At 66.1% G+C, this 12,380-nt stretch carries 8 protein-coding genes and 1 pseudogene; 2 read left to right on the plus strand and 7 right to left on the minus strand.

What is annotated here, in order from left to right:
• Positions 1-2 precede the first annotated feature (2 nt).
• Positions 3-428, minus strand: a complete 426-nt coding sequence (locus tag U1769_RS20795) for a PqqD family protein (protein ID WP_332719934.1) — start codon at positions 426-428, stop codon at positions 3-5.
• Positions 429-472: 44 nt separating this feature from the next.
• Here U1769_RS20795 and U1769_RS20800 point away from each other — a divergent pair, with 44 nt between their 5' ends.
• Complete coding sequence (locus U1769_RS20800; protein WP_332719935.1) at positions 473-1,213, plus strand: glycosyltransferase; 741 nt, start codon at positions 473-475, stop codon at positions 1,211-1,213.
• A gap of 47 nt (positions 1,214-1,260) precedes the next feature.
• The gene (locus tag U1769_RS20805) at positions 1,261-2,934 is read left to right on the plus strand and encodes an ATP-binding cassette domain-containing protein (protein ID WP_332719936.1); all 1,674 of its coding nucleotides are present in this window, start codon (positions 1,261-1,263) and stop codon (positions 2,932-2,934) included.
• Between the two features lie 81 nt (positions 2,935-3,015).
• Here the strand turns inward: U1769_RS20805 and U1769_RS20810 are convergent, their stop codons facing one another.
• The 6 genes and pseudogenes from U1769_RS20810 to U1769_RS20835 all read right to left on the minus strand — a co-directional run bounded on the left by U1769_RS20810 (position 3,016) and on the right by U1769_RS20835 (position 12,367).
• Positions 3,016-4,017, minus strand: a complete 1,002-nt coding sequence (locus U1769_RS20810) for an ABC transporter substrate-binding protein (protein WP_332719937.1) — start codon at positions 4,015-4,017, stop codon at positions 3,016-3,018.
• A gap of 13 nt (positions 4,018-4,030) precedes the next feature.
• The gene (locus U1769_RS20815; RefSeq protein ID WP_332719938.1) at positions 4,031-6,421 is read right to left on the minus strand and encodes a TonB-dependent receptor; all 2,391 of its coding nucleotides are present in this window, start codon (positions 6,419-6,421) and stop codon (positions 4,031-4,033) included.
• Positions 6,422-6,485: 64 nt separating this feature from the next.
• Positions 6,486-9,593 (minus strand): TonB-dependent receptor domain-containing protein, encoded by a 3,108-nt coding sequence (locus tag U1769_RS20820; RefSeq protein WP_332719939.1) that lies wholly within the window; start codon positions 9,591-9,593, stop codon positions 6,486-6,488.
• A gap of 119 nt (positions 9,594-9,712) precedes the next feature.
• Positions 9,713-10,702 (minus strand): FecR family protein, encoded by a 990-nt coding sequence (locus U1769_RS20825; RefSeq protein WP_332719940.1) that lies wholly within the window; start codon positions 10,700-10,702, stop codon positions 9,713-9,715.
• Entirely contained in the window at positions 10,671-11,279 is a 609-nt protein-coding gene (locus tag U1769_RS20830; protein WP_332719941.1) for an RNA polymerase sigma factor, read from the minus strand. Before U1769_RS20830 ends, U1769_RS20825 begins: the two co-directional genes overlap by 32 nt.
• A gap of 360 nt (positions 11,280-11,639) precedes the next feature.
• Positions 11,640-12,367 (minus strand): annotated as a pseudogene (locus U1769_RS20835) (SDR family NAD(P)-dependent oxidoreductase).
• Positions 12,368-12,380: the final 13 nt, after the last annotated feature.

Genomic DNA, 12,380 nt, shown 5'->3' on the forward strand with positions numbered 1-12,380 from the left:
CCTCAGCGTCCGGCGGCGATCGGCCAGCCGGCCTCGTCGACATCATGGATCGGGTCGAGCAGCAGCATGTCGGCAAGATCGGTGTGAACCCGCAATTCCGGGGCGGAATAGACGCCTGTCGGCACTGGCGCATTCCCTCCGGTCGTGCTGCCGCCCTCCACCACCAGATCGTGTCGCCTGAGCTCTGCCAGGAAAGCTTCTACCGCGTCCGTCGCGACATCCGGCGCCAGATTGTAGGCGTCCGCCAGCGCGGTGGACAATCCCGCCGCTGTGCTGCCGCTTTCGATGATTTCCCACAAATAGCCGCCACTGCCGTCAGTGTCGAAAAAAGTGCCGGTACCATGATGCATCATGATCGCCTCGCCGTCCCGAGTCTCGCTGGCGACGATCGGGCGGTTCACAACTATCGCGACAGGCTCGTCAATCACGCAATCATTCCCCTGCTGCTGGCGATTGCTCTGGCAAAATTCGGTTGGATGGGCAAACGTCTTCTCGTTACTGGCAAATTGGCTCAATTATGAACGGGACGGCCATGGAAGAGATGGACGTTTCGGTGGTGATGGCGGTTCGCAACGGTGCTGATCACCTTGCCGTGGCGCTGCACAGTATTGCCGGGGCAGGTCGCCGGCCTCGCGAAATATTGGTGCTGGATGGCGCATCGACTGATGGAAGCGACAGGATCGCCCGCGCCAACCCCCTTGTCCGGCTGGTGCGACAGCAGGGAATGGGCATAGCAGCCGCCTATAACCAGGCGATTGCCGCTTCCCGGGGCTCGATCATCGCGTTTTTGTCGTGCGACGATGTGTGGACGCCGGGGGGGCTCGACCAGCGCCTGGCTGTCCTGGCGTCGCAACCGGCCACCCAGATCGTGTTCGGCCATTTGCGCCACGAGCTGGCCGGCACGCCTGCGCCGAATTTCCGCCTCGATCTGATCGGGCGCGTCGTGCCTGGCCCGGTCATGGAAACGATGGTCGCGCGACGGACGGTGTTCGGGGAGGTCGGGCCGTTCGATGAACGGCTGTCGACCGCGGAGGATGTCGATTGGATCGCCCGCGCGCGCGATATGGGGATACGGATGGTGACCGTGCCTCAGCTGGTGCTGGTCAAGCGGGTGCATGCCGGCAACAGTTCGCTGATGGATCCGATGGGGAACCGCGCTCTGTTGCAGGCACTTCGCCACACCGCCCGGCGCCGTCGATACACCGCCGGATGATCGGGCCGGGTCCGCCTGCCGCCTCGCTGGTTCGCACGGTCCGCCCGTTGGCGGCGCTGGCCTGGCAGGGGCATCGCCGGCTGCTGCTCACGGCGGTAGCGCTGACGGTCACGCTCGCCATGGCCGAGCTGGCATTCCTGTACGCCCTGATGGTGCTGCTCCATCATATGACCTCGGCCGCCGGCACCGACGCCTGGCCTGCCTTGCTCTCCATTGCGTGTTTGGCGGCGGCGCTTTCTGCCCTTCGCATGGCGGCGCTCCGCGGCCAGGAATCGCTCGGCCTGTTGGTGGCGAACGACATTGCGGGTGCGATCTTCGGTGCGGCAATGCAGCGATCGCTTGGCGACCATCGCCGGCGACGCGCCGAGGAGATCGGCGTCGCGCTGGAAGAGGCGCGGATGATCGGCAACACGGCCGTGGTGCCGCTGCTGAACGCAGGTGGAGCGCTCGTGGTGATCGGCGCGATGGCCGCTGCGATCATGGCGATCGACTGGAGGATCTTTGCGGTGCTCGGGCCGATCATGCTGATCACCTACTGGGCAATGGTTGCGCGCAATCGGGAAGCTCTGCACCGGGTCGGGGCGGCACTGGCGTCGGCACGCCGGCACCGGGGACGGATCGTGGAGGAGGCGCAGGCGGATTATCGCCACTTGCTTCTAACCGGCACCGAAACGGTCGCGCGTCAGGCTTTCGCCGACAGCGCACGCACCGTCGCGCAGTTGCAGCTGCGTCACCGCCTGCTCGGCGCCGTCCCGCGTGCCGTTCTCGAACCGTTGCTGACGGTGGCTGGGCTCGCCACCATCGTGCTGCTGCTGCGCAGGCCGGGCGGAATCGATCAGGCGATACCGGCATTGGCGGCGCTGGCTGCGGCGCTGCTGCGGATATTGCAGGCCACCAACCTTCTGACCGCGTCGCTTGCCCTGTTGCAGGGCAGTATCCCGGTCCTTGCGCGATTGCTGCGGCTCGCGACGACAGCGATCCGGCACGACGATGCAGTGCCGGTCCCCGTGACGTTCGCCCAGGACATCCGGCTGCTTGAAGTCAGGGTGAGCTACGATCGCGGCCACAGGGCCCTGGACGACGTCGTCCTGACGATCGGGAAGGGAGAGAAGGTGGCGATCGTCGGCCCGAGCGGATCGGGCAAGAGTACGCTGCTCGACGTACTGCTGGGATTGATCCCGCCCGATGCTGGCGATCTGCTGATCGACGGGGTCTCGATTGCCGGTGACGCCGGGCGGGTCGCCGGGTGGCGGCAGCAGATAGCCGCGGTGGCACAGGACCTCTACGTACCCGACCTCAGCATCGCCCGGCTCATCGGCGGTGAGGGGCCAAGGGACGACGCACGGTTGCGGACGTGTCTTGCCGATGTCGACTTGGCCCTGTGGGTCGAGCAACTGCCCGAAGGTGTCGACACGCGGCTCGGGTCGGCGGGCATGCTGGTGTCCGGCGGCCAGCGCCAGCGGCTCGGGATTGCGCGCGCGCTATACCGCGACGCCGCTCTGATCGTGCTCGACGAAGCGACCGCGCACCTGGATCTCGCGACGGAGGCGGCGTTGCTGAAACGTCTGCTCGACCTGTGTCGCACACGCACGGTGATATTCGTGACTCACCGCGAACAGAGTCTGGTCGGCTTCGACCGCCTTATACGCCTTGAGAAAGGTCGGATCGGGCAGGATATCAGTCTGGTCGACAGCCCGCTACGACAGGGGCCTTTACAATGAAGGAGCGTCACCGGGGTCACTGTCACGGGATGGCGCCCGTTTCCCATCGGGGCCGTCGTCACGCCATCTGCCGGGGTGGCGCTACCGCCCCCGCGCCTCCGCCAGCACGCTCGTATCCACCAGCCCCGCAATCTCAGCCTTCGATCGCGGCGCCCGCTTGTCGCGCGCGGCAAGCCACGCTTCCTCGCGGACCATCGTATCGACCAGGTCGGCCGGGATCGCGCAGGGGAAGCGGTGATGCTTCCACGATGCGGCGATCAGCGCCGTCGGGTGGCGCGTCCGCGCCGAGAGCGCATCCTGCACCCATGAAGGCGCCTCGACCGATTCCCGGCAGCCCGCGATCACGCCCTTCACCAGCGCCACGATCTGCCGGCGCTTGCCCGGATCGGCGAGCGTCGATGTCCGGGCGCTGAGGCTGTAGAGCTCGCGGTAGCCGTCCGGCTTCGCCAGTTCGATCGCATCGTCGCCAAGCGCGGCCCGCGCGCGTTCGGCATCCGGCTCCCACATCGCCAGCGCGTCCACGCTCCCGTCGATCAGCGCCTGGGCGCTGCCGGCGGCGTTCAGCGATACGATCGTCACCTCGCTCTCGGCGATGCCCGCCTCGGCCAGCCGCTCGCGCAGGTAGAAAGCGGCCGACGTGTTGCCATAGGTCGCGATGCGCTTGCCCTTCAGGTCGGCGATCGCGGCGATGCCCGAGGAGCGGCGGCCCACGATCTCGTACAGCCCCTCCGTCACCGTCATGATGATGCGCACGTCGGGATGCGCGACGGACATGCGCAGCACCTGCGTCTCGGCATTGGCCGCCAGATCGGCAAGGCCCGCAAAGGTCGGCGGCGGGGCCGCCGGGTCGCGGCGCGTCGACGCCAGCAGCACCGGATCGGCCACGTTCCACAAATTCGGCACGCCGCCATTATGCACGGTCGCGGCCCCCTGCCCGCCGTCGCGCACCGCGATCAGGATCGGGGCGATCTCCAGCACGGTCTCGCTGCCATAGATGCGCAGCGGTTCGTCGGCGGCGAACGCGCCGGTCGCCAGCAGCAGGGCGGCCAGGGCTGGAAGCGCGGGAAGGAAATGCCGTTTCATCGATTGGCTCCTGTCAGAATTTCACGTCGAGCGCGACGCCGACCGAACGAAACGCCTCGTACGGGACGACCTGCACCAGGCCCGGATTGCTGGTGACGAGGCGGGTGATGAAGAACTGGTCGAACAAGTTGCGCGCGATGACGCTGAGCTTCCAGCGATTGTCCGGCGCGCGCACGCCGAGCGTCAGATCGACCGTATGATAGCCCGGCACCACCGTGAGCGGATTGCGCCCGACCGCCAGCTGGAGATCGCTTTGCGAGAAATAATGCGCCTGGACGAAACCGTTGATGGAGGACGTGACTGGCCGGTCATAGCCGGCGAACAGGTTGAGCTGCCATTTGGGCGATCCGACGGTGCGGAAGCCGTTGACCGATTGCAGCCGCGCCGTCGATCCGGCGACGAGCGGCGCGCACACGCCCGGCGTCGTCGTGGGCGTGTTGGTGGTCGGCTGCCCGACATAGCAGGGCGCATTGGTGAAATCGCTGTAATAGGCGTCGGTATAGGAGGCGTTGCCGTCGAAGGTCAGCCCGGTGAGCGCGCCGCGCGGGTGAATGCCGAACTCCGCCTCCAGGCCCTTGGTGGTGACCTGCCCGGCATTGATGACGGTGTAGTTCAGCCCGCCCGCCGTGCCCGGCAGCGCGGCAGTGATCTGGAAATCGTCGAACGTCGTGTAATAGGCGCTGAGGTTCAGCGTGATCAGCCGGTCGAACAGCCGCGAGCGCACCCCGGCCTCATAGGAATGCGCGATTTCCGGATCGACCTTGCCCTGGTTGATCGCGAAGATCGCCGGCGTCAGGTCGTTGGCGAAATTGAACCCCGGTCCCTTATAGGCGCGGCTCGCCGTCGCATAGGTCATCACCTCGTCCGCCACCTGGAACTGCGCGCCCGCGCGCCAGGAGAAATCGGTATAGGTCACGCGGGTCTTCAGGTTGAGCGGCGTATAGCCGTTCAGGGTCAGCGATCCCGGGATATAGAGCGACAGATCACCTTCCGTGGGCGAGCCGTCCATCGGCAGCGTGCGCACCAGCGTGCCCGTGCTGATCTCGCGGGAAAGGCGCGCGCCGGCGATCAGCTTGAGCTTGCCGATCCTGTAGCTGGTATCGGCAAAGGCGGCGTAATTTTTGGTGTTCATGTTCGACACCAGCCGCCGCCCGGCCGAATAATTGACCGCGGCGGTCAGCGTCGGGTTGCGCAGATAGGTCTGCTCGATCGTGCTGTCGATCACGTCCAGGTCGTAATAGAACAGCCCGGCGGTGTACTGGAACGGGCCCGATCCGGCATTGGCCAGCCGCACTTCGCTGGTCAGCTGGTGATATCCGGACTGGTATCGCTGATAGGTCTGGTAGCTGTTGGCGACGCTGTTGCTATAGTCGAACTCGGCCAGCTGCTTGGATGTGACGGTGCGATAGCCGGTCAGCGCGGTCAGCGTCGCGCCGCCCAGGTCCCAGTTCGCCTCGGCGGTGTAGAAGCGCGGGCGGACATAGCCGCCAAGCTCGGCCTCGGACGACACGGTCAGGTTGCGCGGGCCCGGGATGACGCCCTCGGCCGTGTTGAGCGACTCGATCGTCCGGCCGCCGGGGATCGCGATCCGGTCGCTCGAGAGATAGCTGCGCGTGGTGTAGAGCAGCCCGTCGTTGCTGTTGTCGCTGATCTCCGCGCCGAGGTCGAAGCGCAGGTCCGGCGTCGCCTGCCACGCCAGCTTGATGCGGCCGCCGCGGTTATGGAAATCGCCGATATTGCGGTCGGGCCGCTGGTTGGGCGCGTAGAGATAGCCGTCGCGGCTGAAATCCCAGGCGCTGACGCGGACCGCCAGCGTGTCGGTGATGAGCGGAACGTTGAGCGTGCCCTGGACGCGGAATTCCTTGGTCTCGCCGTAGAAGCCGCGGGCGCTGCCCGACAGCGCGTCGAGCTCTGGCTTGTTGGTGACGACGCTGATCAGCCCGGCCGTCGCGCTCTTGCCGAAGGTCGTGCCCTGCGGCCCGCGCAGCACTTCGACGCGCGCCACGTCGACGGCGTCGACCACGGCGCCGGCCAGCCGTCCGAGCGGCACCCCGTCGATCGCCACGCCGACCGACTGTTCCAGCGTATCGGCATTGGCATAGGTGCCGATGCCGCGCACCACGAACTGCACGACATGCGGGTTGGGCGCCGGCACGAACACGATGCTCGGCGCCACCGCCGACAGGTTGGACAGGCTCGTCAGGTTGAGCGACTGCAGCCGGGATTCGGAAACGGCGGTGACGGCGATCGGCACCAGCTGCAGATTCTGCGCCCGCTTGCTGGCGGTGACGATGATGTCCCCGGCCGTCTCGGCGGCCTCGTCCTGCACTTCCTGCGCCTGCGCCTGCGCCACACCGCTACCGGACGCGATCGCGCACAATCCCAATAACCATCTGTTTTTCATGGACTTTTTCCCAAGAATTTCCGGACAGATCAGCGGCTGATTCAGTGTTCCCGTGTACGGAAACTCAGTAGCGGAAGCGGATTCCGCCCCGATAAGCGCGCCCGACCAGGTCGTAATAAATGCCGTCGAACGAGGGGAATGGCGGGTCCTTGTCGAGCAGGTTGTCGACCGTCGCGAACAGCTCCACCTTGCGCTTGCTGTCCTGGTTCTCGATCAGCGTCCAATGCCCGGCCAGGTTGAAATAGGTGCGGCTGGGGATCGAATTGATGTTCAGGCTGGTCGCCGTGCCCGGCACCGCCGCATTGTTGATCTTGCCGCCATTGATGTACCGCGCCTGCAGGCTGAAGCCGAAATCATCGGTGTCGTAGGTCAGCGTGGTGTTCACCAGCAGATCGGCGACGCCGGTCGTGGTCCCGGTGACCGGCGTCGGGTTCTGGCCCGACCGGTCGATCGATCCGCTGCTGTCGCTCAGCGTGAAATCCCACACATAGGTCCCGAGCATCCGCAGCCCGACATTGCCCGGCAGCGAGCTGATGTCCGACAGCGGCAGGCGGTAGGACAGTTCGAAATCCATCCCGCTGGTCTTGAAGCGGTTGAGGTTGAGGAACGGCGTGTCGATCTGGACGATGTTCCCGGTCGGCGTCGGCCGCGAGATCAGGCCACACAGATCGGTGCGCCCGGCGAAGCAGGAGTCGAGCACGATCTGCGCGCCGGAGGTGCTGATCACGCCGCCGATATCGATCGAATAATAATCGACCGAAGCCTGCAGCCGCGGCGCCCAGCCAGGCTGGAACACCACGCCTGCCGTCAGCGTGTCGGCCGTTTCCACGTCCAGGCTGGTGTTGCCGGTCGAATAGGTCCGCACGGTGTAGGCCGTGTTGAGGAAGGGATCGATCACCCGCGCATTGGATGAGGTCGCCGGGGTGAACAATTCGGTCAGATTGGGCGCGCGCACGTCACGCGACCGGGTCGCCCGGAAGCGCAGTTCCCGGTTGACTTCCCACGTCGCGCCGACCTTCCACGTCGTGACGCGGCCGCTGGTGCTGTAGTCGGCAAGGCGCACCGCGGCGCTCAGGTCGACCGCCTTCAGCAGCGGCACGTCGCGGACGAGCGGGATCAGCGTTTCGAGATAGGCTTCCTTGACGTTGAAATTGCCGTCCACATTGGCCGTGTTCGCGCTCGAAAACGCCCGCGCCTGCTCGAGCGGGCTCGATCGGTTGCGCAACGCCTCGCGCCGATATTCGACACCGGTCGCGACGGAGACCGGCCCGGCCCAGATATCGAACGGGCTGGTCTGGACGTTGAAGGCGAACGCCGCCTGCGACGTCTTCTGCCGCTGCTCCGACAGGCCGGTGACGTAGGCCCTGGCGGCGGCGCTCGCCGCCTGGGTGCCGAAGATGTCATAGGGCGCGCAGCCGGCCGCGGCCGCGCGCACATCGGCGTTGGGGCTGATCAGGTCGCGGCAGATCGGCACCGCGACCCCGCCCTGCATCACCGTCGTCACATCGATCGCGCGGCGCCAGTTCGCCTCGACGCGCTGGCCGACCACCCCGCGCTGAAAGATGTTGTGGCCATATTGGGCATAGGTGTCCCATTTGAAATCACCGATCTTGCCCTCCGCACCAGTCACGCCGCGGACCGTTTCATTGTCCTTCGTCGTGATCTGCTGGAAATTCTCGGTGCCGAAGCGGCCTACCTGGAACGAGGCGATCGGCACCGGCAGCGCGTTCAGCGCCGCGCGGGTCGCGGCCGGAATGAACGGGTTGTCGGTCCGCATCACGATCGGGGCAAAGGCGCTGGTGCTGGGCGCCTGGGTGCCGAAGTTGCGCGTGCCGACGCTCGGCACCTTCCAGTGGATCTTGGCGTAATTGCCCTCGGCGAAGAGCGTGGTGTCGCCGATATCGTAGCTGACCCGCCCCAGCGCCACAAAGCGGTTGATCGGTTGGCGGATATTGACGCCGGTCCAGGAGCTGATGCCGTAGCCGTCCCCGCCGATCTGGTCGTCGCCATACACCTCGCCGAAGCCGAACTGGTACGGCGTGCCGTCCGCTGCATAAGCGGTGCCGCGCAGCGGGCCGGTGGCGATCAGGCCTCCCGGAGTCTGTGAAGAATAATGGACGTTCTTGGTCCAGATCGTGGCCGGCTTGCCGTTGGTGGCAAAGCCGGGGTTCTGCACGAACCACCATTCCTCACGGCCCCAGTCGCGCGTGTAATTGTCGCCGATGCCGTCGTCGGTGGTATATTCCACGCCGAGCATAGCGTGCCCGTTGCCGCCCGCGAAGCTGCTGCCGCCGGCCAGCGAGAGCTTGGTGTTGAAGCCGTCGCCAACTTCAGAAATACCGGCCTGCACCTCGCCGATCACCCCTTGCAGCTTCTTCTTCAGGATGACGTTGACGACACCCGCGACGGCGTCAGAACCCCAGGCCGCCGATGCGCCGCCGGTCACGATCTCGCTGCGATCGACCAACATCGTCGGCACCATGTTGAGATCGACCGTGCCGACCGACGATGTCGGCACGAACCGCCGGCCATCGACCAGCACCAGGGTGCGATTGGCCCCGAGGCCGCGCAGATCGGCATAATAGCCGCTGTTGGTGAAGGTCCGCGCCGCGGTCGGATTCTGGCTCGGCCGGAAGGACGGCGTTTCCTGCAGGACTGAACCGATGCTGGAGGCGGCGCGGCGCTCGATGTCGTCGCTGTTGATGACCGACAGCGGGGTCGGCGCCGAATAGCCGCTGCGCACGATACGCGATCCGGTGACCAGAATGTCCGCCTGCGGCTGCTCCACCTGATCCACGGGCTCGGGTGACGGTGCCGGCACTGGCGGCGTGACCTGGCCGGTCGGCGCGAGTGTCTCCGCCTCCCCCGGGACGTAGCCAAGCGTGATCGTCGATGGGCTGCGCGCCAGGACGCGAAGTCCCGTCCCGCGCAACATCGTCTCGAGCGCGCTCATCACCTCGAGCACGCCCTTGACCCGGCGCGTGCGGACGGCGCGGATCTTGCCGCCTGGCGCGACGATCTGGACATTGGCCTGGCGGGCGAATTCGAGCACGGCCTTGTTCGCCGGCAACGGCTGGATGTCGAAGACGCGCTGCTGCGCCGCTGCATCCACGGACCAGATGAGTGCCCCAACCGCGGCGGCACAGGCCAGTCTCTTGGCGATCTCGGTCACAATCAATCCTCCCTCGTTCACCGGTCATGCGGCGCGGGGCCTGCGGTGTTGATGGTAGGATGCGCGAGCCGCGGCCAATCAGCCGCCGCGCGGCGCCGAGGGTCGAAAAAAGATGCGATCTAACGGTGCAGCAGGACGCCGTCCGGCCGGGTTTCGACCTGCAGGCCAAGGCTCAGCGCCGCCCCGCGCGCGAACTCGCGCGGATTGTTGGCGGCATAGCGCCCCGTCACGGTTTCAGCCGCGACCTTGTCGTCAGCGAAATAGATATGCTGGTCGCTATAGCGCGCGAATTCGTCCGCAGCCTCGCGCAGCGTGACGTCGTCGAACGAGAGCATGCCCTCCTGCCAGGCAAGCTGCCGGGTCACTTCCTGCGGCGCGACCGCATGCATGGTGATCGCGCCGTCGGCAGGGATCGATGCATTCTCGTTGGCATCGACCCGCAGCAGCGGTGCCGCGGCGCCGGCCCGGCGGCTGACGGCGACAGAGCCGCGCCGGACGAGGATCTCGACCGGGCGCCGCGCGATGCAGCTGACGGTGAAGCTGGTACGGTCCGTCATCAGCCGCGCATTGCCGGCATCCACGACGAACGGCCGCGCCGAATCCCCGGCCACGTCGAACAATACCTCACCCCGCGTGACGGTGACGGCGCGGCGCACGGCCCCAAACAGGACCGAGATTTCGGAATCGGTATTGAGGGTCGCCGAAGATCCATCTTCCAGCGGGATCAGCCGCACCTCGCCGCGTTCGGTACGGAAAGTCTTCGCGGCCGCCTGCGTGCTGATCCCCAGCGCGGTCGCCACAGCCACAGCCACCCCGCCGGCGCCCGCCGCGACTACCTTGCGCCGGGTCCACATCAGCTTGGTCCCGTCATCCTCGAATTCCGGCGCCAGAAAATCCTCGGGCCGGTAGGACGGGCCTAAAGCGCGTGCCCGCGCGGCATGATCGAGCACGACCTGAGCGCGGGCAAAGGCACCGAGATGGCGGATGTCCGCTTCCAGCCACGCATCGAGACGGCGCTGCTGATCCGGGCCGAACGACGGATCCTCGGCGCGGATCGCCCACTCGGCTGCGGCTGCATCAATGTCGGCGGCCTTCTCGCGCATGGGCATCGTCGTTCTTTATATTCCGGACACTATGGGTACCAGATGCATCAGCCGGCAGGATTCCGCCTCGCCCCAACCGAATCGACAGCAACGCCAGGCTCTTCGCCAGGTTCTTCTGCACCGCATTTACCGACATGCCGAGCCGTTCGCCAATATCGCGGTGTCCCAGCCCCTCGATCGTCCTGAGCCTGAACGCCGTCCGGCTGGGCTCGGGCAGTTCGGCGATCGCGATCGCCAGCTGCCGCAACTGATCGCGGTCGGACGCCTGGGTCTCCGGACTCACCTCGTCAGCGGCGATACCCAGATCCTCGATCCGCTCGACCGCCTGGATCGATACGGCGCGCGATCGCCGAATGTGCATCAGGAGGATCGAGCGGGCGACCTGGAACAGATAGGCCCTTGGCTCGCGAATGCCCGAAACGTCCGGCAGCACAGCCAGCTTCGCGTAGCATTCCTGCACGACATCGTCGGCATCCAGCCCATCCGGCAAACGCCAGTGCGCAAGCCTGGAACGCAGCGCGGGCTCATGCACCAGCACGTTCCGCGCCAGCCACCGCGCGCGCCCTTCCGGCAAAGTGCGCATTCCCTCTCCTCCCAGGTCAGTGCCGGCTTGGATCGCCGACTTCCTGCGGCCGTAGCATAGCTTGCCGGGAGCAAGATAGATACCGGTACCAAAATATCCCTGAGCTTCAGTGGTTCTGGTGCGCGTTGCTAAAAGGGGAGAAATACTATCCCTCGGCCCCCTTCACCGCCGCTTCGAACGTGCGTCGCTTAGGCGGAATTTCGGTCAGATCGCTAATAATATCCGCCGGATCGAGGAGGTTAACGCTTCACCCATGCTACACAAAGATCGCTATTTCGAGATACCGGTATCACTAATTGTCGCGTATGTCGGCCAGCTTTTTGCGCCTTAGGTCGAGCAACGCCGCGGCGTCGCGCTGCCTCAGGAATTTTCCTCCCGGCCCCGCGCGGAACCTGCCTTTTCAAGTTCCAGGCGGGATTGGGCAAAGGCGTCGCCCGGGATGATTGCCCCTTCCATTGACGCCGTCTCGTCGAGCCGCGCCAACAGCGCATCCGCGGTTTCTCCATCGGTGCCGCCAATATGGATTCCCCGCGTCAGCGATACCTGTGCCTGCTCGAAACTGCCTCCGCCCGCGCACAGGATCGTTCGTGTCGGAGCGTCTTCCGCGACGAGCGCCAGGATCGCCGGACTTGCGAATTCCGGCGTGAGTACCGCGAGGATCTCGTCGGACAATATTCCCTCCAGCATGCGCGTGCCGGCCGTTGGCGCGAGGCAATTGACCCGGATGTTCGATCGCGCGCCCTCGATCGCCAGTGTCTGCATCAGGCCGACCATGGCCATCTTGGCGGCGCCATAGTTCGATTGGCCGAAGTTCCCGAACAGCCCGGACGAGGAGGTCGTGAAGACGATGCGCCCATAATCCCGCTGGCGCGTGTGATCCCACACCGCCTTGGTACAGATCACCGCGCCCATCAGGTGCACGTCAGGGCACGAATCTCCGCTGCGACGGCCTCGGCGGCTTCGGATGATCGTCCGACCCCGGCAACATTCCCGCCCAGATCGTTGACCACGACGCGCGCACCGCGGCTCGCCAGCAGCAGCGCATGGCAACGGCCGAGGCCGCCCCCTGCCCCCGTGACGACCGCCACCCTTCAATTCAGA

Origin of the sequence: Parasphingomonas zepuensis (assembly GCF_036663735.1) — a bacterium.
Taxonomy (GTDB): domain Bacteria; phylum Pseudomonadota; class Alphaproteobacteria; order Sphingomonadales; family Sphingomonadaceae; genus Sphingomonas.

Coding starts and splice junctions, on each gene's coding strand:
- U1769_RS20825 (WP_332719940.1), bottom strand. CDS start 10,702: ATGCCCATGCGCGAGAAGGCCGCCGACATTGATGCAGCCGCAGCCGAG.
- U1769_RS20830 (WP_332719941.1), bottom strand. CDS start 11,279: ATGCGCACTTTGCCGGAAGGGCGCGCGCGGTGGCTGGCGCGGAACGTG.
- U1769_RS20810 (WP_332719937.1), bottom strand. CDS start 4,017: ATGAAACGGCATTTCCTTCCCGCGCTTCCAGCCCTGGCCGCCCTGCTG.
- U1769_RS20815 (WP_332719938.1), bottom strand. CDS start 6,421: ATGAAAAACAGATGGTTATTGGGATTGTGCGCGATCGCGTCCGGTAGC.